Genomic DNA, 22,538 nt, shown 5'->3' on the forward strand with positions numbered 1-22,538 from the left:
TGGATTCATATCATTAGATTAGAGGTATGAATGACCCTATTCTGGACAAACTAATTGAAGAAGTAGAGGCCAATGAGGCCAGCCCTTTGGAGTTAATGTCGGCGTTTGTCAATATGGTTTCCGAAAGCAATTTTCAAAAAACTCGGTATTATAAACCACATGTCCTCAAATACTTGGATTCTGAAACTTATCGTGGCCAACACCTTGCTTGTTCGGGCGTTGCAGCATTCTTTCTAACAGAATTTGAAGACGCTAAAGACCAGCTTGTTGCGGCCATTGATATATTAAAACATGGGGATGTTTGTGGCTTGGCTCATATGGTACTGGGAGCTACTTATCGATCATTGGGAGAAATAGATCTGGCAGTAAAGGAATTACACTTATCACTCGATATGCTCAAACCTGACGGACATTTTCCAGTCTTTTATAGCTATGCATTTTATCAATTAGGAGAATTGCATCAGGTAGTCCTTGAATTCGAAACCGCCAAAAAATACTATAGTCAGGGTTTAGATTTCATTGAAAGCCACCCGCAAAAAACAGCAGAGTTTCGATTCTTAAATGGCTTGGCAAATGTTTATTCGAACATAGGAGAAATGAGTCTGGCAAAAAAATACCTCGATAAATGCTTGAATGTGAAAGACATTTCCCTCGCAGAAAAATCTCGTGGGCTTTGTGATTTGGGTATATATTTTTTCAACCGGGAGGAATTAGAAGACTCGAAAAAATCGTTAGAGGAAAGCTTGAAGCTAAGAAAGAAGGCCAGTTTGGAAGATGCTTCCGCTACCAGTATGATTGAGCTAGCAAGAACTTTAATCGGTTTGGATGAATATGATGAAGCTATTTCACTCCTCAAAAAGGCACTAACTATTGTTACAAAATTCAATAGTACGGCCAAAAAGATTAAATGCTATCTATTACTAGCCAATTGTTATACATACACCAATAAATATAAAGATGCCACGAGCTTTTACTCAAAGTATATACAACTCAACACCGAATTTCAAGCAGATAGAGAAAGGGAAGTATTCAAACTTAAGAACAAGCAGATTGCCGATCAAAAAGAAATTGTCGATGCAAAAAATATAGAATTGAAAGACACATTAGAAGAATTGGCAAGAGTAAAGAGGAGTAGAAAAGCGATATTTTTTTCAATCATAACGGCCATATTTTTGGTACTGCTTACCGAAGTTTTTTTAGATCCGATAATTGAAAGTAATTCTTATAATTCAATGATTAGCCTGCTGGTGAAAGTATGCATCGCTCTGCTTTTGAAACCAATGGAATCTATCTATGAGAAAATTTTATTCAAAAAAGCAATTAAACTGACTGACAATATTTAAACAGTATTGGTTTCAAATTGCTCTTGAATAAAATTCCGTACCTTTTCCATCAACCACATAGGTGTAGAAGTGGCTCCGCAGATTCCTATGGTGTCCGAAGGCTTGATCCATTCAAGATCTATCTCTTCTTCGCTACCTACAAAGTAGCTACGTTCATTGAAATTTTTGCAGACACCATAAAGGGCTCGGCCATTGGAGCTTTTTTTGCCGCTGACGAAAATGATGACATCGTGCTTTTGAGAAAATTTCTCCATACTCGGCTCTCGATTGGAGACTTGACGACAGATGCTGTCGTTGGCCTTGAAGTCCGTAACTTCTAATGATTGACCTTTGGCAGCTATAATACGCTCTTCTATCATGGATTTCAAACGATAGAAGCCTTTGGTGCTCTTGGTTGTCTGACTATAAAGAGTAACTGGTTTTGAAAAATCAATTTGCTCCAGGTCTTCATCTTCCATCACGATGATGGCTTTTTCTTTGGTTTGCCCTGTAAGGCCAATGACCTCGGCATGACCAGGCTTACCATAGATTACAATTTGACCCTCTCTTTCTTCCATTTGGTCGAAAGATCCTTTTACTCTATTCTGAAGTTTGAGTACTACTGGACAGGATGCATCGATCAATTCGATGTTGTTTTCAATCGCTGTTTTATAAGTTTCAGGTGGCTCACCGTGTGCACGAATAAGGACTTTACAATCTTTGAGGTTTTTTAAATCTTCATTACTAACTATGACCAAACCTTTAGCAGCCAACCGCTCGACTTCCATATGATTGTGCACAATATCGCCGAGGCAGTATAATTGACCGCTTTCATTGAGCTCGTCTTCTGCCATCTCTATGGCATATTCTACACCAAAACAATATCCAGAATTTTTATCTATCTCTATGTGCATGGTAACGCTTACCTCCTTTCTGCAAAATTAAATCAATTCCCTTTGAACTGAATTAAACAAACGGCGGTATTCTTTCAATTCCTCAATATAGAAATTAGATGTGTTTAAAGAATCTTCTAAATGTCTGAAATAAATGACTTTATCATCTACTTTCCACTTCAACTGATACTTTTTCAAGTACGGATTTAACCTATTTCCGTTCTCAGATTGAAGCACTATGCCCATTTCTCGGGCTAGAGAATCTGTAGCTCGATTGAGGGACTTATAACTAAGTTTACCATAGATTTTTGCTAGCTCATCCGCAATAGGCCTGTCCAGCTCATATTTTTTCTTGCAAAGCACACTGTCTATATAATACAACGTAACTTTTTTTACTCCAGCCTGATGCAATTCAAAATTAGGTTTGTCGATAATGTGGAATTCAATTCTATCATTATAAAACTTCCCAAACAGGTTTTCATCTGTTGGTGTTATTTCAGCTTTTTCGGAATTGATGTTAGTTTTATCCCAAACGCTAGCTGCAGTAATATCTCCAGAATTAGATCCATCAGCGTCTTCTAAAACTCTTGCCTTGTGGCGATCCAAACAGCCCCAGCTAATAATCAACAGGAAAAAAGTGATCCTAAGCATTCATCATTTTTCCAGTAGCCAATTGCACAATGTGATCCACCTGCTCTTCTAAAAACATATGTGTGGTATCAACATCTATAGCTCCCACCGGCCGAACCAAAGGGCTTTCCTCCCTTGAAGTATCTATTTTATCTCTCTTTCTGAGATTTTCTTTAACCTCGTCCAGATCAACTAAGTTGTCTTTATCGAACAGCTCTTTTTGTCTTCTTTCGGCTCGCACATCAAAATCTGCATTCATGAAAATTTTCAACTCTGCATCAGGAAAAACAACAGATCCAATGTCTCGTCCATCCATCACGATACCTTTGGATTTACCCATTTTTTGCTGCTGCTTCACCATCGCCTCTCTCACTGCTTTGATCGCCGCGACCTCACTCACCTTCTGGGAAATTTCCATTTCTCGAATCTTGCTCTCCACATTCAAACCATTGAGATAAGTCTCATTTTGCCCAGTAGATTCGTTGTGGTGAAAAGTAATATCTACTTCTCCCAGTGCCTTACTTATAGATTTCGGGTTGGTCAGGTCTATATAATGCTCTAAAAAATATAGAGTAACCGAGCGATACATCGCTCCTGTGTCCACATATCCATAATTGAGGGCAGCCGCTACTCGCTTTGCCGTTGAACTTTTGCCGCAGGCCGAATAGCCATCAATAGCAATGATAATTTTTCTCATGAGTGGTTTGGCTCAAGTGGGTTAATACTTTTTTTTGGGTGCTCTTTGACTTTAGCAGTCTTTAATTGGGCAAGGTATTGGTTTGCCTTTTTTAATCTTTCTTGGTTTTCTCTCCTTAGGGTATTGAGACGACTTGCATGAGCCAAAACTGAGAAGCAACCCTAATAAAATTAATGAAAAAGTTCGTGAAGTGAGTTTATAGCCCATGTATTTTTTTGTTTGAACAAATATAGCAACAAAGCTATTTCGAATCGAAAAATTGTATTGTGATATACAACGGTGTATCTTAAAGAATTGTATTTCTGCTGCCAGCTATCTTACCACTCAGTGATACTTTTTATTTCTTCCATAAATCCGGATAGGGAAGACACTTCGTATCTCTATCGTTTTTAACCAAACAATAAGCAGTATGAGTACTATATCAACTAAGGCAAACGACATCAAATGGCCGGAAATTTTTAGCCTGGGGGCATTAAACGTTTCTGTAGTTATCAGTTGGATTGCCTATCATGAATACCAACCTATCCTATTAGAAAATTTTAGCTTTGATCACTTATCAGATTTTCTGATCGTTTCAAAAGCAATTATTCTAGTTCTAATTCCTGCATTAGCCGGCTTGTTAGCTGATTATCTATTAGGGAAAAATGGAAAGTTTTTCACCTTATTCACTGTGGGCATTGGCGCTACAGCTATGATCTTTATGATTGTGGCATCTATAATTGGGGCAGGACCGGTAGGGGCTTTGACGCCTTACCTTCCTTATATGATTATTTTGTGGCTGATTTCGATGAACCTATTCATTAGTCCGGCTTATTCTATGATTGAAGCCTTTGCCCCAGCTCAAAAGCTTCCTATCGTTATGGGTTTTTTGTTTTTAGTCACTGAGCTTGTCTATGCACTTGAGCCGTTAGTAGTCGGGCTAGTTCAGTTTTTTGGGGATACACTTACTTTTATTGTTGGCGGGATTCTGATATCTGTCAGCGGCTATTTCTTTCATAAAATATCTTCTGATGAAGTTATTTCAAGAAAGAAAGAATTAATGGAAGGACAAGTAAAACCTCAGAGCTTTCAAAGCTATATAGCTATTTTGGTAATTGGTTTAGCCTTAGGTGTTGGCAAAGCCTTTTTGGTAGAATATATTCCAGCCAGCTTCGAAGCTAACTTTCCAGATTTAGGTAACACGGGAAACTATATTTCATTTGCACTTCTTGGCTTGTCAGCCATTCTAGCCTTTGCCATCAGTAAAAAAGTGGCCGTATTAGACTCAAAAAATACGCTTATCGCCAGTCTTATCATCATGGGAGTTGGTGCATTGGTCTTGCTGGCATCACCGAGTGTCGCCGTCTCTATTGCAGGAGGTATTATTACAGCGATTGGCTTCAGTATTCTAAATATTACTGGGTTGCCATTTGCTATCAATCAACTTTCTGTCAAACACATTACCTATGGAGTAGGCATCTATATCGGTGCGTCCGAAATTTGTGGTGGCTTTTTTGAGTATTACTTTAGGTAAAGTTCTCACTCATCTTTTCCAAAGATTCAAACTTTGGAAAAGATCACTTTTTCTCCCCAAATCCCCAATACTTCACCATAAAAGTCACGCCCCAAAGGAAAAGCGGAATACTCAACCACTGCCCCATATTGAGTGGAATGTCAGCTTCCCAAGCTTCCTGGTTTTCTTTGAAAAACTCAACAAAGAATCTTTCTGACCAAAGCATAGTCATGAAGAAACCGAATAGAAAACCCTCTTTAATCTGTGATCTGTGGTAGTACCACACATGTGCGAGAATTAAAAACATAAGCACACAGGCTATAGATTCATACAGCTGACCCGGGTGTCTGGGAATACCCAGTGTGTGAATTTTTGCATACTGCACACCTCCTTCTTTATATAGCTCATAGGGCACATTCATGCCAGACTTATAATAAACATGTTTGCTCACACTGCTTGATCTTGCAAAGGCATTGGGCACACTTCGCTCAAAGAAATTTCTAGAGGTTTCTTCATCTAAGTCGATCCCTCGCTTATACTCCAGCACCACAATCATTGGCACCAATCCTGCGCTATCACTCTCTGCCGTTCCACCTTTTTCAAAGGAGACTTCTTCGATTCTTTCATCCCCTCTCAAAAACATATCTTCTACACTTCGAGAAAAAACGATACCGTTATCTGTGCCTGTTGGCAGACCGATGATTTCAGAATTCATAAAATTTCCAAACCGGATAAATGCCCCAACTAGAACAGTCACAATCGCTACACGATCTAAAATCCATAGATAGGTGAATCCATATTTCTTAGCAAAAAGATACAACGCAATGAACATCCCTATGGCTCCTCCGTGACTCGCTAGACCACCTTCCCAAATCTTGATGATTTCGATTGGATTGCTTAAATAATAAGTGGGGTTGTAAAATAGACAATGCCCCAAGCGAGCACCCACTACCACCGCAATGACCAAATACATAGTCAACTGATCCACGTCTTTTGGGTTCTTATTTTCTTTTTTGAATACCCAATACATGACTTGCTGAGCCACAATAAAACCCATGGCAAAAAGCAACCCATACCAACGAACTTCTCTGTCAATTCCAGGTATGGTGAATATTTCCGGGCTCGGGCTCCAGATGATAAAATCAAGAATAGATGTCATGCGTAGTTATATTTTGCGCCAGAAATATGGCGTCAGTAAAATCAATACAGTAAATAGCTCCAGTCTACCCAGAAGCATCAAAAAGGATAAAAACCACTTGCCGGTATCTGGAATGACGGCAAAGTTATCCACAGGCCCAACTTGACCCAATCCAGGACCAATGTTCCCCAGACATGTAGCTACAGAACCGACAGCCGTAAGAAAATCTGTACCTATCCATCCCATGATCACTGACCCTACAGCAAAGATGGAAATGTAGATCATAATAAAGGCCAGAATGTTAAAAGTAATGTCTCGGTGGACTGCTTTTTTATTCAATCGTACCGGAATGATGGCCGATGGATGCAATTGTCTTTTGAGTTCAAGGATACTGTTTTTAATCAAGACGATGTGTCTAACGATTTTTACGCCTCCGGCAGTACTTCCTGCAGAGGCGCCTATGAACATCATTACAAACATGAGAATTACAATCGAAGAAGCCCATTGGCTATAATCGGCAGTTACGTATCCTGTGGTGGTAATTATTGAAATCACTTGAAACAGTCCATCTCGAAATGAACTTTCTAAACTTTGGTCTGAATGTGTAAAAACACTAACAGAACAAATGACTGTCAATAGAATACAGAATGAGGCATAAAACCTGAATTCTTCATTTTTGTAAACGGTCATGAATTTTCCATGTAAACCGAAATAAGTCAGGGTGAAATTAGTTCCAGCCAAGAACATGAAAAATGTAATCACATATTGAATGTACGGCGACTGGTAGTGAGCGATACTCGCATTTTTAGTAGAAAATCCTCCTGTGGCCATGGTAGTCAAGGCGTGATTGATCGCATCATAGAATGTCATGCCACCTATCCACAACAAGAGCATTTCTGTAAGAGTCAAGCCTACATAGATCAACCAAAGCCTTTTAGCCGTCTCGGTAATTCTTGGTTTCAATTTGTCCGGCGTGATACCCGGTGCTTCTGCCACAAAGAGCTGCATGCCCCCAATGCCCAAAATAGGCAAGATAGCCACTGCCAAAACAATGATCCCCATTCCGCCAATCCATTGGGTCAAACTTCTCCAAAACAAAACACCTTTGTCTATAGATTCTATATCCGTGAGAATAGTAGCGCCTGTCGTTGTAAATCCAGAAATAGTTTCAAAAAAAGCATCTGTAAAATTGGGTATCGATCCGCTAAGAATGTAGGGCAATGTTCCAAAAACAGACATGGTCAGCCAACCTAAGGTCACAATGAGATAACCATCTTTTTTCTTTAAGTCTTTGGTTCTGTTTTTTCTAGTCAGGGCAAATGTGATGTAACCGACTAGCATTGTGATGCCGCCAGATTTCAGAATCGGAACGATATCACCATCATTGAAATGCAAACTAAACGGAATACATAGCATCATGAAGGCACCATTGAGCAAAACCAAAAGCCCAAGGACATTGAAGATTACTCTGTAGTTAAATCTCATTTGAAGTATCCTTCTACTTTTCTAATGCATTCAGATCTCGACAATACCACCACCCTGTCTTTCACCTCAAAGTGAAAATTGCCTCTAGCAATAATCCCTTGTCCATTCCGGATGACTCCTCCAATAATGGCCGATTTAGGGAACTCAAGATTTCTTAATTCATGTTCCAGAATTTTTGAGCCTTCTGTGACCTCAAATTCCAAAATTTCAGCATCTACGCCATGTATGGTAGTCATATTGACTACCTGACCTTTTCTAATGTATCTGAAAATAAAACTAGCCGCAATCAGTTTTTTATTGATCATGGTATCCACTCCAATGTTCTGTGACAGGTGGATGTAATCCATATTCTCAACCAAGGAAATCGTTTTGCCTACGCCATGATTCTTAGCGACCAAAGAAGAAATAATGTTAGTCTCTGAGTTTCCCGTGACGGCAATAAATGCGTCCATGTCATCTATTCCTTCCTCTTTGAGCAACTCTACATCCCGACCATCACCATTGATGATCATGGTGTTTTGCAAGGTGTCAGCCAGTTCGAAACATTTGTCCCGGTCTTCCTCAATCAACTTTATATTGTATTTTTTGCTCAATTGGAGAGCCGCCTGAATACCGATCTTACTTCCTCCCAGGATCATGATATTCCTGATCTCCTCGCTTTGCTTTTTCGCCAAATCCAATACGCGCTCTACACCATCGGGCTGGCATATGAAGTATGCGTGATCGTTGTTTTTGAACTTATTGTCTCCATGAGGAATAATGGTTTCTCCATTACGGAGAATGGCCACAGTCGTAAAACTATGATCCGGATTGAGATAAGCAGCCTCCACCAGTGTTTTTTCACAAAGCTCCGAATGTTCGTCGATGGTGATCCCCACCAAGGACAAAGTGCCCTTTTCGAAATCAAACAAATCTGTCAAAGCTGTTTGCTTCAGCAGTCTTTTGATCTCTTTGGCAGCCAATGATTCAGGTGAGATAATTTCGTCGATACCGATATCTTTGAGATCAAGGATCTCTTTTTTGTGTAGATATTCAGTGTTAGTGATTCTGGCGATCGTTTTACGTGCCCCCAGGTTTTTGCCAATAATCGAAGTCGATATATTAGTCGCTTCAGATTCAGTGACTGCGATCAGCAAGTCGGCCTTAGCGACCTGAGCTTCTTCGAGTGTCCGAAAAGAAGTGGAATTGCCTTTTGTCGTATGTACATCGAGGTGGTTCGCAATATATTGCAGTTTTTCATCATCGGTATCAATGATATTGATGTCGTGTGCCTCGAATGCCAACAATTTGGCCAAATGAAACCCAACATCTCCTGCACCTGCTATTATAATCCTCATATCTGGCTAATCCCTTTTAGCGGTTGGTGTAAGCAAATATAAAAAAACCCTCATGTTGTGAAACGAATCCATCATTTTGTTAACCGAATTTCGACGAGTTATTATATCACTTCGACCTTCGTTCCTCTTGTCATTTCCTTTTTTCCAGGAGGACCTTTTAATTCTTCTGTTTCAAACCCTACGGCTTTTAGGTCTCTTTTAAATTGCCCTTGTGCACAATAAGTAACGAATACTCCTCTGTTTTTTAAAAGGTCATACATCTTTGTCAGAACATTTTGAGACCACATTTCCGGTTGTTTGGATGGAGCAAAAGCATCGAAATAGATGAGGTCAAATGATTCATTGGCTGGATTAAAATCGGCAATATCTGTTTGCTCTTTCGTTAAATCAAACCAATCTCTAATGGAACATTCTTTTCCCCAATCCGCACGATGAATGTTTTCAAATATTTTTCTAGATTCAGCAGTATCTTTTTTGTATTTGTAGTTGAGTTGGTCAATTAGATTTGAATCTAAGGGAAACTTTTCAATAGATGTGAATTTGAATTTTACTTTCAATTCTTCAGCTGCTAAAGCTGTAAGCCATGCGTTCAGGCCCGTTCCAAAACCTATTTCAAGTATTCGAATTTCGTTTTGATTAGGATGATTTTCGAGAAAATGGTCTACTCCCATTTTTAAGAACACATACTCGGATTCGGTGATCGCTCCATGAGTTGAATGATACGTTTCATTCATTTCGGGAATAAGAAGTGACGAAGATCCGTCTCTTGTTTCAATTACTTTGATGTCAGGCATTTTTATAGATTAATACTACGGCATGTGCTGACACTCCTTCTTCTTTTCCTACGAACCCTAGTTTCTCGGTGGTTGTGGCTTTGATGGATAAGTCATTCTCTTCTATCCCAATCACTTCGGCAAGTACCATTTTCATTTCTGGAATGTGAGGGTTGACTTTAGGTCTTTGCAAACAAATCGTGCAGTCTATATTGCCCACTTCGTAATCCGCATCTCGAATTAGTTTCATCACATCAGCCAATAGTATTTTGCTGTCAATTCCTTTGAATTTCGGATCAGTGTCCGCAAAATGAAAACCTATGTCACGCATATTAGCAGCGCCCAGCAACGCATCACAAATCACATGAATCAAAACATCTGCATCTGAATGCCCGACAGCTCCATGGGAGTGAGGTACTTCTATTCCTCCAAGCCAAAAAGGTTGCCCTTCAGCTAATTGATGTACATCATAACCATAACCTACTCTTATATTTGGCTTCATGTATTCTTACTTTTTTGTTCTTTGAAAAGAATGGTAAAAATCATGCTTCTTTTCGAAATAAAATAATCTTCTACCATATGAGTGGTAAAAACTGCTAGAGCAAACGACAATGTCGTATAGATCAAAAAGCCCATCCAGCTAAACCCCCAGTAATACACCACAGGTATAACCAAAAAATTGTGCCATAGATAGAGGTTATAGCTATAATACGCCAGTACCGTAAATATTTTTTGAAATTCGATTTCTAGCAGATAAATAAATACAATCGACAGCATGATAGGCGATAGGCATCGCAAGAGTAAACCATTGATTGACTGATCAAAAATTATTACTGTCCCAAGTATAATAATGGCAAGTATTGCGGCTATCAATTTCTTCACCTTGGGGATCGATATATAGCGGTCCTGGAACAAATACATAATTCCCCCTATGCAAAAAGCATCCAGTCGATTGTGTGTGTAGGTTGGGTACTCAGCGATTAGAGTGAACATCGCTTGAATTTTGGCCATAAGGCTCAGCAATAATATCCCAAACAAGATCCAAGGAATGCGTGCTCTAAAATCCATTCTGTTAAACCACAAGACAGAAATAAATAGCATTAAGAAATAGAAATGCTCCTCTACACAAATCGTCCAAAGGTGCTCGAAAGACCACCTAGGGGGCAAACCACCATAGTTGCGATAAAAGAAAAAGTACTGTTTCCACTCACTTAGAATGGGCAGATTTTCTCCATAAATATTTTTAAAAAATAAGCTGCCCAATAAAAATGCCACGATAACAAAAAAGAAATACGACGGCAAAATCTTAGTTATCCTCTTCACCAGATATTTCTTGTTGATGTCTAGAGATTCATCCTCGTACAAGAACTGGGTAATGAGATAGCCGGACAAAATAAAAAAAGCGTCGATATCAATACTTAAAGTATCCACAATCTCGAAATGCGTGATTAATACAGACATGGCAGCCATTGCTCTCACAAAGTCGAACGCACTTATTCTATCTGATTGATTTAAAATATGCTTGAGTCTTGCAAAAATCATTGACCATCAGGCGTCTTTCGCTTTCTCCCAGTACTCATCCATTTCAGCCAATGTCATTTCACCCATGGCTTTGCCGTCCTTTTTGCTTTCAGATTCCAGGTATTGAAATCTTTTGATAAATTTTTTGTTCGTACGTTCAAGCGCTTCCTCGGGATCTATATTTACGAACCGAGAATAATTGACCAATGAAAAAAGTAAGTCACCAAACTCGTCTCGAGCCTTTTCCTGGTCATTCTTTTCCACCTCTGTTTTGAATTCGTCCAGCTCTTCATGCACCTTGTCCCATACTTGGTTTTGATTATCCCAATCAAAACCTACTCCTCTTGCCTTCTCTTGAATTCGCATGGCTTTGACCATGGCTGGCAATGATTTTGGTACGCCTCCAAGAACAGAAACATTGCCCTTCTCCTTGAGTTTGAGCTTCTCCCAATTCTCTTTTACCTGCTTTTCATCCTTGGCTTCTACATCGCCATAGATGTGTGGGTGTCGGTGGACAAGTTTATCGCAGATGCCATTTAATACATCTGCTATATCAAACGCATTGGTCTCTGAAGCTATTCGAGAATAGAAAACCATGTGTAGCATAATATCACCTATCTCTTTCTTCACTTCCTGCAAATCATTTTCAAGGATAGCATCCGAAAGCTCGTAGGTTTCCTCAATAGTGAGGTGACGAATGGATTCGAGTGTTTGCTTCATGTCCCATGGACAATTTTCTCTGAGCTCATCCATAACAGTCAATAATCTGTCAAATGCGGCCAATTTGGCTGCGCGATTGTTATCTGGCTTACTTTTTGGAGAGGACATGAAAAGTGATCTTTGTCATTAATGTGGAACTTTTGACAAAGCTATTGGCTTTAATGTATAAATTTGCATTCAACTTTTGAAAATATGACTACTATATTATTAGGCATTGGATTTGTAGCGATATTCTTCATTTTTATGAGCGTAAGGCTCATTTTTTTAAAAAATGGAGAATTCAAAGGCACTTGTGCTTCGCAAAACCCATATCTCAATAAAGAAGGAGAAGCTTGTGGCTATTGCGGAAAGACAGTAGCAGCGGGGGATGCTTGTGGCAACCCTGAAAATGAAGTGGACAAAGTCATGAGTAAATTTTAATTTGTCGAAAACGCGACAACCAGCATTTCTAAAGAGTAATAATTAAAACGTATTAACGGGAGCTTAAGCAAAAATTCGATAGACATTTTTGAATCTCAATGGTTTGTCTACTTTTGCGCACCCCAAAACTTATACATCAAATAGATGACACTGATTAAATCAATTTCTGGAATTAGAGGCACCATAGGTGGCAAAGAAGGAGAATCCCTAACTCCAAATGACGTAGTAAAATATGCTGCTGCATTCGGACATTGGGCGAAAGAGAATTCTGGAATTAACAAAGTAGTAATTGGTAGAGATGCCCGCCCTTCGGGAGAGTTAATCACAAAAATAGCTGCTGGAACACTACAAGGCTTAGGTATAGACGTAGTAGATCTTGGTCTTTCTACCACTCCTACAGTAGAGATGGCGGTACCAGCTGAAAATGCAGGCGGAGGTATCATTATTACAGCTAGCCACAATCCGAACGGCTGGAACGCTTTGAAACTTTTGAACTCGAAAGGAGAATTTATCTCAGCAGCTGAAGGGGAGAAAATATTAGAATTGGCCGATTCAGGTGAAATTGAATTTGCCCTATCTAAAGACCTTGGTAAATACGAACAAAACGACACCTATATAGATTATCACATTGATAAAATACTTGAACTGGATTTGGTAGACGTAGAAGCTATCAAAAATCGTAAGTTCAAAATAGGTGTAGATGCTGTGAATTCTACAGGTGGCATCGCAATTCCTAAGCTGCTCGAAAAACTGGGCGTGACCGATTACGAAATCTTTTTCGGTGAACCGAATGGTTTGTTTCCTCACAACCCAGAACCGTTACCTGAGAACATCACACACATCTGTAATGAAGTAGAAGGCGGACATTTGGACTTGGGTATTGTAGTAGATCCTGATGTGGACCGTTTGGCTTTCGTTGGTGATAATGGTGAGCCTTATGGGGAAGAATATACCTTGGTGACTATCGCTGACTATGTAGTAAAAAACAAACCGGGCAATTCGGTTTCTAACATGTCTTCTACCCGTGCATTACGAGATGTGACTGAAAAAGCGGGAGGGAGTTATGAAGCTTCTGCTGTAGGTGAAGTCAATGTGGTAAACAAAATGAAGGCCACCAACGCCATCATAGGCGGAGAAGGCAACGGCGGAGTCATTTTGCCAGAGTTGCACTATGGACGAGATGCCTTAGTGGGAATCGCACTTTTCTTGACACATCTTGCAAAGTTTGGCAAGTCTGCTTCTTTGTTGAGAGCTATGTATCCAAACTATCACATCTCTAAAAACAAGATTGATTTGACTCCGGAGATTGATGTGGACATGGTGCTAGAAGAGGTAAAAAACAAGTACGCCAAACAACCAATCAACACTGAAGATGGAGTGAAAATAGAATTCGATAAGGAGTGGGTGCATTTGAGAAAATCAAATACAGAAACGATCATTAGAATCTACGCGGAATCTGACTCTAGAAACACAGCTGATGCCATGGCCAACAAATTGATCATGGATATCAAGGAGATTGTGACTGAGAAGGTGGAAGACTAAAACATCTTTTAACTTTTCCAAAGTTTCGAACTTTGGAAAAGTTATCAGAACTATTTAAAAACCTCTTCAAAGAAATTAGTCATCGCCTGCCAAGCTCTGCGGTTGGAGGCCTCTTGATAAAACATACCGTTTTCAGGAAATTTAGCAGCTGGATTAGTGAAGGCGTGTCCAGTATGACCAAAAGCCAGAATTTGCCAATCAGCTTTTCTTTCTGTGAGCTCATTACCCAAGGCCACCGTACTATCTGGTTTTGCCAGAGGATCATCCCATCCGTGTAAGACCAATACAGAAGCATTGATATTACCTTGGTGATCCAATCCCGGCTGATCATAGATGCCATGAAAACTGACTACGCCACTAATATCGGCCCCTGAACGAGCCAGGTCCAACATACATTTTCCTCCAAAACAAAACCCAATACCTCCACATCGAGAAGCGTCCACCTCAGGGTGACTTTTTAAAGTTTCAAAAGCCAATATGATATTATTGAGCAATAGGGCACGGTCATCTAAAAAAGGTTGCATCAGCGCATCCGCATCTTCTGGAGTAGTTGCCCGTTCTCCTACTCCATACATATCCAAGGCAAAACCTACATAACCCAAGGCTGCCAAATCTTGTGCCTTACCTATTTCAAAAGCAGATTGCCCCTTAAAGGTATGTGATACCAAAACACCTGGTTTTACTCCTCCTATAGCATCATCCCAACAAATAAATCCTTCGAAAGTATTACTGTTTTTTGGGTCCTTATAGATGATTTTTTCCGTCTGAATCATTAGTGCTTCTATTTAGTCATGGGTGATTTTCTTTCCTACTTTATCTCGGATTTTGTAGAACTCATACTGCAATTCGGTTCCGGTCTTTTTGTCAAACCTGAAGGTATTGGACTTCGAGTCATAAAGGACTTCAAAATACTGTTCTTCCAGTTCGCCAGACATGATATGAGTGCTTCGGACTTCCGAATCCCTGAGCGACAATTTGCTAGCATAACCTATCGGCATAGGCAAAATAATATAATCTTCAACGTACAAATCATGGTCTTCACCATACATCTCTATTATGATGCGATCCTTAGTTTTTTGAAATTGAGTTCGATACAAATACACCCAGCCCATGACATCCTGTTCCGCAGGCACTCTTTCGTCATGATTTCGTTTGTTGTAATAGCTGGCAACCGTTTCTATTTCTTTCCATTTGAACTTGAAGCCAGAAGAAGAAATATAAGCCATGGACTCGTCGTCGTCACTCACAAAAGATTTTAAAATATCCAATCGCTTCTGCTTTTCAGATTTTGATTCTGTTACGCTAAAAACCTTTTCGAACTTTCCATCCTTTTCGGCATATAAGCATTGATTATTGCCCGTGCTTTCGAAGAGCGATATTTTCCCCACGAGCACTCTTTTTAAGGTCAGGAAATGTCCCCAATTGTCTTCTTCCGGGTTGGGTTTGATGAAATAAGTTCGTTCTTTCATTCCCTCGCTATATCCATAAACTTCATCACAAGGAAAGATGTGAAACTCCTTGGTCGACCCATGTTTTATTTCAACCTGATCGTCATATATAGACATTCTTGTGTATGGAATACGCTTCCCTGTTTTGAGTACGAGGCTATCTTGTGCCAAACCTGAAAAATGAATGGAAAGAGAAAGTATGAGTAGAGAAAGTAGTCTCATAGATGTAGGAAAAAATAGAATAAGTCTTCAAATATATAAAAGGACAAGTGTTCCATTTCCCTACTCTCAACAAAGCATAAAAAAACCCCGATAAATCGGGGTTCAAATCCATACGCTCGTCATCAAAACTGTATTCTATACAAGATGTCCGGGAAGAATCCGATTTGCTCAACCACATTGATTTCATCCGTTACTTCATTGTATCTTTTCACAAATTCATTCTTTCTATTTGTCACGTTTTGTAGATCAATAAAGAATTGATGTGATACGTTCTTTTTGTCACTATTTATCCTAACTCCAAATTTTACATCCCATCTAAAGTAATTGCCATAGCGCATAGAATAGGCCTCATTATCAAACCTTACTTCTTCTCCTGCATTGTTTCGAGTGCCGTCTAAGTCAATAGGCGTATAGGGCTTACCTCCTGAGGTCGTCAGCTTTGTATCAAAAGTCCAGGCATTTTTATTGCCTTTACCGAATTTCCATTCTTTACCAAATAGCACATTGTACACGAAATGATTGTTGAAGGCTGTGTTTCTTTCAATTCCATCGCTGCCTTTGTATTTCGAATCAAATACAGAGGTTGTCATCAGTAGATAATAGTTGTTGCTAAAAAACTTCTCCAGTGTAATTTCAGCCCCATAATTACGTCCAGTACCTTTATTTACCAACGACCCTTTTTCTTCATAGACAAAGTCAGCACCTTCATTGATTATAGAATAACTACTTGGCGTCTGCTCTACAGGCACATTGAAAATGTGCTGATAATACGTTTCCGCCTTTAGTCTCCAACTCGGCCCAAGGTTTCTATCATAGCCAAGAACGAAATGATGGCTTTTTGTAAAATCCAAATGGTCATTAGTCATTTCATATACTCCTGGGCTCACCTCCTCCTCATAGAATAAAATCGGGCTAGGAACGGCTTGGCCATGCAGACCATAAGCTAAACTCAATCGCTGCAATGGATCAAACTGCCAACTGATAGCCGCTCTTGGTTCTAGCATTGCAGAACCAGTGTAACTGTGGTATTGACTATGAAAACCCGCCGTGACGCTTAGTTCATCTGAAATATTGTACTCAGCCTGTGCAAACCCTTGAGACACAATGTATTGATCTTTGAAGTCTCTGATGAGCACAAAATAATCTGGTATACCATCTCCATTATCATCAGGAATGTTGGCTTGGTTGTCTCGATCTTCTGCAAAAAAATTAGCGTCATATAACTCCGCCACAACTCCTGCTCGTAGAGACCAACTTGCATTGAATTTCTTATTGAAAGTCGAACTTATTGTGTATCTGTTTTCTGTATTTTTAACATTAGTAGCCCGATACTTTTGAATGGTATTTCCATCAGCTTCCTTGATCAAATTATCCTGCTCATACTTGCCATAGGTTGTTGAGGCTCCTAAAATAGTTTTGATAAAAGTAGTCTTATTCAATCTCAACAAATGAGAAAGGCCTACGATACCTAAAGTATTGTCTACATAGGCATCCTCAAACGGATTGGCAAATAGATCTGTTTCGTCGATTTCATCTCCAAAAAAATCGATTTTGCTCGTACCACCCAAACCAAACAATTCGAACCGCCCGATTTTGGTATCGCCAAGATTGGCCTTGAACGAAAAGTCATGGTATATCGGAACTGCGCTTGTGCCTGGCGCAGCAAAGCGGGCTATCCCATACCTATAAGAGGCTACAAACGAAGAATTGTTTTTTCTACTAATTGGTCCTTCCGCCATAAACTCCAGCCCGGAAAAGGCAGACAATTGGCCAGTGAATTCATATTTATCTGTATTTCCATTTCTAAAATTCACATCAAAAACAGCGGCATTGGCATTTCCATATTCTGCAGGAAAAGCACCGGTCATGAAATCAGAGTTTCGCAGAAGGTTGGTATTCAAAGCACTGACTGGCCCACCAGTTGATCCCAATGTATTGTAGTGATTGACAGTTGCCACAGGCAAACCCTCAATTCGCCAAAGCAAACCGCTAGGAGAGTTGCCACGTACTACAATGTCATTTCTGGAATCGTCAGGTGCGCTTACTCCTGCAAATGATGCTGCCATTCTTGCAACATCATTTCTGCCACCCGAAAATCGAGTGACTTCCTCCAAACTAAATGTTCTAGCACTAACTTTAGCCAACTCATTGATGGGCAAATCCTTATTAGCATCCGCTGTTATAACTATCTCTTCCATCTTCTCAACAGATTCTTCTAGTTTCACTTGTATGACTACTTCTTTTCCAGTTGTGACCAATACATTAGGAATTGTTTGGTTTTTGTATCCCAGGTATTGCACGAGCAGTGTTTGTCTGCCTATTGGCACATTTTCTAGTTTGAAATAGCCATCCACATCAGCGACTGTTCCTAGATATGGGTTGGATCCGATCAGTCCGACCGTTGCTCCAAAAAGAGGATATTCTGCTTGGGCATCGAGTATTTGCCCCTTTACCGTCTGAGTCTGTGCTCTGGCTTTTAGGCTAAGTAAGGCTACTATTAGGCCAACAGCAATGATCAAATTTTTATTCATGGTTTTGGTTTTGAATTTTCATTACAGACTCGAAATTAGAGTTAGGGTTTACATTATAGGATACAAATTGACTGAGTTGGGAATTTTATAAGATGAATCGGGCAAATGCAGGAATGAAAATTTCTGAAATTCACAGAAAGCTCATGGGCCATTTGGAAGGTTTCAGTGGTACAATTTCACGCTTCACTGGTAGGAATAGTCTAAAATGATCCGAAACCTAATAATATTGCAACTATGAAGTGGCCTAGCGAAAAAGTGATTCGATGGATAGGAATTCCTGTTGTAGGGTTTTTCATGTCTTTTATTGTAAAAGATCATGAGCATGAACAAAACACCATGCTGCAAAACATTCTAATTTCACTTGTTTTTACAGGGGTTCTTTGGAATGGAGCCGTCCTAATTATTTTTCAATTGCGAAAAAAATTTCCAGATCTACCACAGACAGGCCGTCGTCTGGTAGTGACTTACTTGGTAGTTACTCTGTTTTTGATTATCTGTCCCAACCTCATCCGACTCGCTTTGGGAATAGTGAGCCTGGATGACCTGGAAAATATCAAAAATTTATTCATGAATTCAGAAATCAATATGGTAGCTGCATTTATGGTTTCATCCATCTATGAAGGAGCCTATTTTTTTCAACAATGGAAAAAATCATTTGCTCTGGCAGAACAATTTCGGAATCAGCAAATAAGGACCCAATTCGAAGTGTTGCAAAACCAAATGAGCCCTCACTTCTTGTTCAACAGTCTTAATACACTGACCACTCTAATCGCGGAAGATCAAAAGCTTGCCATAGATTTTACACAGACCTTGTCGGAAGTCTATCGCTACATCCTCCAAAACAAGGAAAGGGAACTCGTGACATTAAAAGAGGAGCTCTCCTTTTCTAAATCGTACGTCTACTTATTGCAAATGCGCTACCCTGAAAACCTCGAAGTCAATTTTACAATTGATTCCGGATATGAAGAGCTCTACATCGCTCCTTTGACCCTTCAAATGCTTATCGAAAATGCCATCAAGCACAACGTTATTTCTAAAACTAAACCCCTTCAGATTGATATTTACATGGAAAGAAACGATGTAGTAGTCGTCAAAAACAATTTACAACTGAAAAGAACTCTGGAAAAGTCAACCAAAACCGGGCTGGCTAATATTCGTAAACGCTATGAATTTTTAGGTCAGCGTGACATTGAAGTGATCACCTCTCAAAACAATTACATGGTCGCTGTACCTTTGATTGAGATGTTCAGTGAAATCGAGTTAACAAAAAAACCTGCCCATGACGGTATTAATCATTGAAGACGAGGCTCCGGCGTTTCGCAGATTGCAGAAAATGCTAGAGGAAATTGATGATTCTATTCAGATTGTAGAAGTCTTTGATGGTGTAAAAGAGGCAGTCAAATGGCTGAATCATCATCAATGTCCAGATCTGATCTTCATGGACATACAACTCAGTGATGGCCTGAGTTTTGAAATCTTTGAACAGGCTGAGATAAACAAGCCGGTGATTTTCACTACTGCTTTTGATGAATACATGCTCAAGGCTTTTAAAGTCAATAGCATAGATTACTTGCTCAAACCCATCAACAAAAATGACCTACATCGAAGTCTGGAAAAATACAAAAGCTTAAAATCTCAATTTTCGGAACCGGATACTCCCTCTATTCAGGAGCTGATCAAAAACATTCGCCTCGATGACCGAAAATTTAAGTCACGCTTTTTGGTAAAAATGGGAGAAAAAATGATGTCTGTTGAAACTGAGGATATCCTGTGCTTTTTCGCCCAATCTGGTTTGGTATACCTAAGAACCAAAACAGAAAAGAAGTATCTGATGGATCAAACGCTCGATGAAATTTACAGAGAACTGGATCCTGAAAAATATTACCGAGCAAACAGGCAATACATCCTCAATTACAGTTCCATAGAAGCAGTTCATAAGTTTGGCAAAAGCAAGCTGCTGGTAGAAACTACCTTTGCTCATGAAGAACAAATCATCGTAAGTAGCGAAAAAGCCACTGCGTTTAAGCAGTGGCTTGGCTAACTTCTTCTCAAAAAGCCTATGTATTATTTTCCAATTTTGAAGGACTCGTCGGGGGTGCCTACAAAACAATTTGGGGTAACCGGAAAATCGGCGGTAATCACATAATAGTAGGTGCCATCAGGATATTCCGGAGTCACTCCTGTTCGGCCATTACATTCGTCCAAATCTCCCAGGCCATTCACATATTCAAAATCTTGAATATAAGTGCCATCATGGGTACCGTCAGGGTAATCTTCTCCTGCCGTACCAGTGCCCGTTCTAGAACCTGACTTTAGCTGATAGCTAGACTTCAATTCTTTGATAGCCGAAGATGGGTCATTTTCATTAGCATATCCATACTTATAATATATGGGGAATCCATCTGCCGCAAAACCATAAAGCAGTGAATGTCTGGAACCATCTTCTTCATCTGCCAGCGCTACAATGTCGCCATGATAATGATAGTTGCCTGCTGTAGTCACATGTGCTCCATAGGCATCAAGCCCTGTTTCATTTTCTTCAGTCACCTTGGCTTGCCATTCCCAGTTTTCTTCTCCTGTGTCCGGATGCTCCCATGGCTTCAAGCCCATGGGGTGAAATTCAATGCCATTCACTGCGGTACCAAACTGCCAGAAATTATCATTAGAAGGAGTCGGCCCGCCTGTTTCATCATACACATAAGTAATGCTTGCAGCTTGCGCGGGCGTTAGGTCAAAATCATGTGAGTCCTGAATGGCCGTAGGATCTGCATTTGGAAAACTGCCCACGGCATGGCTCGGATATTGATTGGATGAAATCGTTCTCACATCACCGCTGATAGAAAAACAAACCTCACTCACTGTAGTGCTACTGTATGAGCATGAAGTGGTAGAAGCCTCCTCGCCAGCATACTGGTGATCATATACGTGAGACCCTGTATAAGGCACCAGTTTGAAATAATATGATTTATCCATCTCCAGGATGGTAATCTCCAGTGACTTGATACTCGTTCCATTGTACACCAGCTGCTGACCCACTCCATTGTAAGTGGTGCTTCCATGCAAATCTTCTCCATCGGTCAAGTTTGTAAAATTGTCTTCCGTATTCATTAGTATGACATAACCATCTACTTCATCTATCGCCGTCCAAGAAGTTATGGTCAAACTGTTTCCATCTTGATTGGAGAAAGTGAAAATATCGGAAGACGTGTTCGAAGCAGCTATGGTGACCACAAAAGAGTCTGATACTTTTTGACCACTAGGGTCCGTGGCCGTCACATTTACATTAGTGGATCCAACAGCCACTTCGGTAATAGTTAACGTTGTTCCGGACACACTTACCGTCACAACCTCTTGATCGCTACTCGATGCAGCGTATGTTAAGGCATCGCCATCTGCATCTACAAAGACATTGGTCAGTTCGACCGTAGCGGCACCAAAACCTGCCGTAAGATTCTGATCTGAGATTTCATTGGCCACGCTTGGCGTACTGTTATCGCCAATAGTCAATGTAAAGCTTTCAGAAATACTAGCCCCATCCGTGTCGGTAGCAGATACATTAATAGTGGCCGTACCATTTGCTTGTTCTATCAAAGTAAGTGTAGTGCTTGAGATTTCGACCAAGACAACATTCTCATCACCGCTCGTAGCCGTCAGCACCAAGGCGTCGCCGTCTTCGTCGCTAAAGACATTGGTCAAGGAAACTTCATAAATCTCAAATCCAGAAGCCAACGAAAGATCATCTATAGCAGTAGTCACAACAGGATTGTTGTTCGAAGACCCCAACTCGTCCTCTGTACAGGCACACATAATAATTAGCAGCACGCCTGCAGTGAGTATTGTTCTCAATTGATTGTTAAAATTTCTCATAGCTCATATTTTATAATGGTAGAAATCCTGTCTTTGCTTAGCCGAAAGGACCTCTTCTTATTGTGAAAAGTGGCTTTTATAATATTGGTTTGATTTTCTATGGTTTCGAGTAAAACAGTGTTGCTCACCGTTATATCTGTGATTTGCGTGTGTGGCAAATCAACTTTGGCTGAAATAATGACTACTTCTTCGTGAAAATTTATTGCAGTGTATTCGAGCGAAGCACTTTGCCCATTGATCGCCAAACTCATACGATCATTGAGGTATTGAGACAGGGCACAATTCCAATCTTCCTTTGTGGTGCCTACATCGTTGCCTACCGCCTTTACCAGATTTACCTTGTCTAATCTGATTTCCATATAGTAGGCCTGTCCTTCTTCAAACAATTCGAACAACCCGAAGTTGAGATCATGGGCTTGAATGCTAAAAACCCCATTCATCAGCATCATACTAAGCGCAAAAAATTTCCCTCTCATAAAATTTTAATCGATAGATTTTAC

The 22,538-nt window shown here is 40.0% G+C and carries 21 protein-coding genes; 6 read left to right on the top strand and 15 right to left on the bottom strand.

Features of this window, described 5'->3' with window-relative positions:
* The first annotated feature begins 26 nt into the window (after positions 1 to 26).
* A complete protein-coding gene (locus ACOQO5_RS03705) occupies positions 27 to 1,343 on the top strand; it encodes a tetratricopeptide repeat protein (protein ID WP_420580333.1) in 1,317 nt (438 codons plus the stop codon).
* Here the strand turns inward: ACOQO5_RS03705 and ACOQO5_RS03710 are convergent.
* From ACOQO5_RS03710 to cmk, 3 genes are read right to left on the bottom strand one after another with little or no spacing between them, the layout of a single operon-like run.
* A complete protein-coding gene (locus ACOQO5_RS03710; RefSeq protein ID WP_420580334.1) occupies positions 1,340 to 2,236 on the bottom strand; it encodes a 4-hydroxy-3-methylbut-2-enyl diphosphate reductase in 897 nt (298 codons plus the stop codon). The genes ACOQO5_RS03705 and ACOQO5_RS03710 overlap by 4 nt on opposite strands.
* A 27-nt stretch (positions 2,237 to 2,263) precedes the next feature.
* A complete protein-coding gene (locus ACOQO5_RS03715) occupies positions 2,264 to 2,866 on the bottom strand; it encodes a hypothetical protein (protein WP_420580335.1) in 603 nt (200 codons plus the stop codon).
* On the bottom strand, positions 2,859 to 3,542 hold the full coding sequence (cmk, locus tag ACOQO5_RS03720; RefSeq protein WP_420580336.1) for a (d)CMP kinase: 684 nt from the start codon (positions 3,540 to 3,542) through the stop codon (positions 2,859 to 2,861). Before cmk ends, ACOQO5_RS03715 begins: the two co-directional genes overlap by 8 nt.
* A 409-nt stretch (positions 3,543 to 3,951) precedes the next feature.
* Here cmk and ACOQO5_RS03725 point away from each other — a divergent pair, with 409 nt between their 5' ends.
* Positions 3,952 to 5,055 carry a hypothetical protein gene (locus ACOQO5_RS03725; RefSeq protein ID WP_420580337.1) on the top strand — a complete coding sequence of 368 codons (1,104 nt, stop codon included), beginning with the start codon at positions 3,952 to 3,954 and terminating at the stop codon, positions 5,053 to 5,055.
* A 43-nt stretch (positions 5,056 to 5,098) separates the two neighbouring features.
* On the opposite strand, the gene ACOQO5_RS03730 is transcribed toward ACOQO5_RS03725, so the two are convergent.
* The 7 genes from ACOQO5_RS03730 to mazG all read right to left on the bottom strand — a co-directional run bounded on the left by ACOQO5_RS03730 (position 5,099) and on the right by mazG (position 12,116).
* Entirely contained in the window at positions 5,099 to 6,193 is a 1,095-nt protein-coding gene (locus ACOQO5_RS03730) for a prolipoprotein diacylglyceryl transferase (RefSeq protein WP_420580338.1), read from the bottom strand.
* A 6-nt stretch (positions 6,194 to 6,199) separates the two neighbouring features.
* Positions 6,200 to 7,657: a TrkH family potassium uptake protein gene (locus ACOQO5_RS03735; RefSeq protein WP_420580339.1), complete on the bottom strand. Its 1,458-nt coding sequence runs from the start codon at positions 7,655 to 7,657 to the stop codon at positions 6,200 to 6,202.
* On the bottom strand, positions 7,654 to 8,994 hold the full coding sequence (trkA, locus tag ACOQO5_RS03740) for a Trk system potassium transporter TrkA (protein ID WP_420580340.1): 1,341 nt from the start codon (positions 8,992 to 8,994) through the stop codon (positions 7,654 to 7,656). Before trkA ends, ACOQO5_RS03735 begins: the two co-directional genes overlap by 4 nt.
* Positions 8,995 to 9,095: 101 nt before the next feature.
* Positions 9,096 to 9,788 (bottom strand): tRNA (5-methylaminomethyl-2-thiouridine)(34)-methyltransferase MnmD, encoded by a 693-nt coding sequence (mnmD, locus tag ACOQO5_RS03745; protein ID WP_420580341.1) that lies wholly within the window; start codon positions 9,786 to 9,788, stop codon positions 9,096 to 9,098.
* Positions 9,781 to 10,269, bottom strand: a complete 489-nt coding sequence (gene ispF, locus ACOQO5_RS03750) for a 2-C-methyl-D-erythritol 2,4-cyclodiphosphate synthase (protein WP_420580342.1) — start codon at positions 10,267 to 10,269, stop codon at positions 9,781 to 9,783. Before ispF ends, mnmD begins: the two co-directional genes overlap by 8 nt.
* Positions 10,266 to 11,309 carry an acyltransferase family protein gene (locus ACOQO5_RS03755; protein ID WP_420580343.1) on the bottom strand — a complete coding sequence of 348 codons (1,044 nt, stop codon included), beginning with the start codon at positions 11,307 to 11,309 and terminating at the stop codon, positions 10,266 to 10,268. Before ACOQO5_RS03755 ends, ispF begins: the two co-directional genes overlap by 4 nt.
* A 6-nt stretch (positions 11,310 to 11,315) precedes the next feature.
* Positions 11,316 to 12,116 (bottom strand): nucleoside triphosphate pyrophosphohydrolase, encoded by an 801-nt coding sequence (gene mazG, locus ACOQO5_RS03760; RefSeq protein ID WP_420580344.1) that lies wholly within the window; start codon positions 12,114 to 12,116, stop codon positions 11,316 to 11,318.
* Positions 12,117 to 12,200: 84 nt separating this feature from the next.
* Here mazG and ACOQO5_RS03765 point away from each other — a divergent pair, with 84 nt between their 5' ends.
* Complete coding sequence (locus ACOQO5_RS03765) at positions 12,201 to 12,428, top strand: hypothetical protein (protein WP_420580345.1); 228 nt, start codon at positions 12,201 to 12,203, stop codon at positions 12,426 to 12,428.
* Between the two features lie 144 nt (positions 12,429 to 12,572).
* Entirely contained in the window at positions 12,573 to 13,970 is a 1,398-nt protein-coding gene (gene glmM, locus ACOQO5_RS03770) for a phosphoglucosamine mutase (protein WP_420580346.1), read from the top strand.
* A 50-nt stretch (positions 13,971 to 14,020) separates the two neighbouring features.
* Here the strand turns inward: glmM and ACOQO5_RS03775 are convergent, their stop codons facing one another.
* From ACOQO5_RS03775 to ACOQO5_RS03785, 3 genes are all read right to left on the bottom strand, one after another.
* Positions 14,021 to 14,743: a dienelactone hydrolase family protein gene (locus ACOQO5_RS03775; protein WP_420580347.1), complete on the bottom strand. Its 723-nt coding sequence runs from the start codon at positions 14,741 to 14,743 to the stop codon at positions 14,021 to 14,023.
* A gap of 12 nt (positions 14,744 to 14,755) precedes the next feature.
* Positions 14,756 to 15,640 (bottom strand): hypothetical protein, encoded by an 885-nt coding sequence (locus ACOQO5_RS03780; RefSeq protein WP_420580348.1) that lies wholly within the window; start codon positions 15,638 to 15,640, stop codon positions 14,756 to 14,758.
* Between the two features lie 122 nt (positions 15,641 to 15,762).
* Positions 15,763 to 18,171 carry a TonB-dependent receptor gene (locus ACOQO5_RS03785; protein WP_420580349.1) on the bottom strand — a complete coding sequence of 803 codons (2,409 nt, stop codon included), beginning with the start codon at positions 18,169 to 18,171 and terminating at the stop codon, positions 15,763 to 15,765.
* A 234-nt stretch (positions 18,172 to 18,405) separates the two neighbouring features.
* On the opposite strand from ACOQO5_RS03785, the gene ACOQO5_RS03790 reads away from it, so the two are divergent.
* Entirely contained in the window at positions 18,406 to 19,470 is a 1,065-nt protein-coding gene (locus tag ACOQO5_RS03790) for a sensor histidine kinase (RefSeq protein WP_420580350.1), read from the top strand.
* Positions 19,451 to 20,212, top strand: coding sequence for a LytR/AlgR family response regulator transcription factor (locus ACOQO5_RS03795; RefSeq protein ID WP_420580351.1), 762 nt, complete (start codon positions 19,451 to 19,453; stop codon positions 20,210 to 20,212). Before ACOQO5_RS03790 ends, ACOQO5_RS03795 begins: the two co-directional genes overlap by 20 nt.
* 23 nt (positions 20,213 to 20,235) lie before the next feature.
* Here ACOQO5_RS03795 and ACOQO5_RS03800 read toward each other — a convergent pair whose 3' ends face one another.
* A complete protein-coding gene (locus ACOQO5_RS03800; protein WP_420580352.1) occupies positions 20,236 to 22,038 on the bottom strand; it encodes a YHYH protein in 1,803 nt (600 codons plus the stop codon).
* Positions 22,035 to 22,514 carry a DUF6702 family protein gene (locus ACOQO5_RS03805; RefSeq protein ID WP_420580353.1) on the bottom strand — a complete coding sequence of 160 codons (480 nt, stop codon included), beginning with the start codon at positions 22,512 to 22,514 and terminating at the stop codon, positions 22,035 to 22,037. The genes ACOQO5_RS03800 and ACOQO5_RS03805 overlap by 4 nt, the downstream gene beginning before the upstream one ends.
* Positions 22,515 to 22,538 lie beyond the last annotated feature (24 nt).

It is taken from the genome of Reichenbachiella sp. (genome assembly GCF_965223055.1).
Classification (GTDB): domain Bacteria; phylum Bacteroidota; class Bacteroidia; order Cytophagales; family Cyclobacteriaceae; genus Reichenbachiella.

Coding starts and splice junctions, on each gene's coding strand:
- ACOQO5_RS03730 (WP_420580338.1), bottom strand. CDS start 6,193: ATGACATCTATTCTTGATTTTATCATCTGGAGCCCGAGCCCGGAAATA.
- trkA (WP_420580340.1), bottom strand. CDS start 8,994: ATGAGGATTATAATAGCAGGTGCAGGAGATGTTGGGTTTCATTTGGCC.
- ACOQO5_RS03705 (WP_420580333.1), top strand. CDS start 27: ATGAATGACCCTATTCTGGACAAACTAATTGAAGAAGTAGAGGCCAAT.
- ACOQO5_RS03800 (WP_420580352.1), bottom strand. CDS start 22,038: ATGAGAAATTTTAACAATCAATTGAGAACAATACTCACTGCAGGCGTG.
- ACOQO5_RS03765 (WP_420580345.1), top strand. CDS start 12,201: ATGACTACTATATTATTAGGCATTGGATTTGTAGCGATATTCTTCATT.
- mnmD (WP_420580341.1), bottom strand. CDS start 9,788: ATGCCTGACATCAAAGTAATTGAAACAAGAGACGGATCTTCGTCACTT.
- ACOQO5_RS03710 (WP_420580334.1), bottom strand. CDS start 2,236: ATGCACATAGAGATAGATAAAAATTCTGGATATTGTTTTGGTGTAGAA.
- ACOQO5_RS03735 (WP_420580339.1), bottom strand. CDS start 7,657: ATGAGATTTAACTACAGAGTAATCTTCAATGTCCTTGGGCTTTTGGTT.
- ACOQO5_RS03790 (WP_420580350.1), top strand. CDS start 18,406: ATGAAGTGGCCTAGCGAAAAAGTGATTCGATGGATAGGAATTCCTGTT.
- ACOQO5_RS03715 (WP_420580335.1), bottom strand. CDS start 2,866: ATGCTTAGGATCACTTTTTTCCTGTTGATTATTAGCTGGGGCTGTTTG.
- glmM (WP_420580346.1), top strand. CDS start 12,573: ATGACACTGATTAAATCAATTTCTGGAATTAGAGGCACCATAGGTGGC.
- ACOQO5_RS03780 (WP_420580348.1), bottom strand. CDS start 15,640: ATGAGACTACTTTCTCTACTCATACTTTCTCTTTCCATTCATTTTTCA.
- ACOQO5_RS03755 (WP_420580343.1), bottom strand. CDS start 11,309: ATGATTTTTGCAAGACTCAAGCATATTTTAAATCAATCAGATAGAATA.
- ACOQO5_RS03725 (WP_420580337.1), top strand. CDS start 3,952: ATGAGTACTATATCAACTAAGGCAAACGACATCAAATGGCCGGAAATT.
- ispF (WP_420580342.1), bottom strand. CDS start 10,269: ATGAAGCCAAATATAAGAGTAGGTTATGGTTATGATGTACATCAATTA.
- mazG (WP_420580344.1), bottom strand. CDS start 12,116: ATGTCCTCTCCAAAAAGTAAGCCAGATAACAATCGCGCAGCCAAATTG.
- ACOQO5_RS03795 (WP_420580351.1), top strand. CDS start 19,451: ATGACGGTATTAATCATTGAAGACGAGGCTCCGGCGTTTCGCAGATTG.
- ACOQO5_RS03785 (WP_420580349.1), bottom strand. CDS start 18,171: ATGAATAAAAATTTGATCATTGCTGTTGGCCTAATAGTAGCCTTACTT.
- cmk (WP_420580336.1), bottom strand. CDS start 3,542: ATGAGAAAAATTATCATTGCTATTGATGGCTATTCGGCCTGCGGCAAA.
- ACOQO5_RS03775 (WP_420580347.1), bottom strand. CDS start 14,743: ATGATTCAGACGGAAAAAATCATCTATAAGGACCCAAAAAACAGTAAT.
- ACOQO5_RS03805 (WP_420580353.1), bottom strand. CDS start 22,514: ATGAGAGGGAAATTTTTTGCGCTTAGTATGATGCTGATGAATGGGGTT.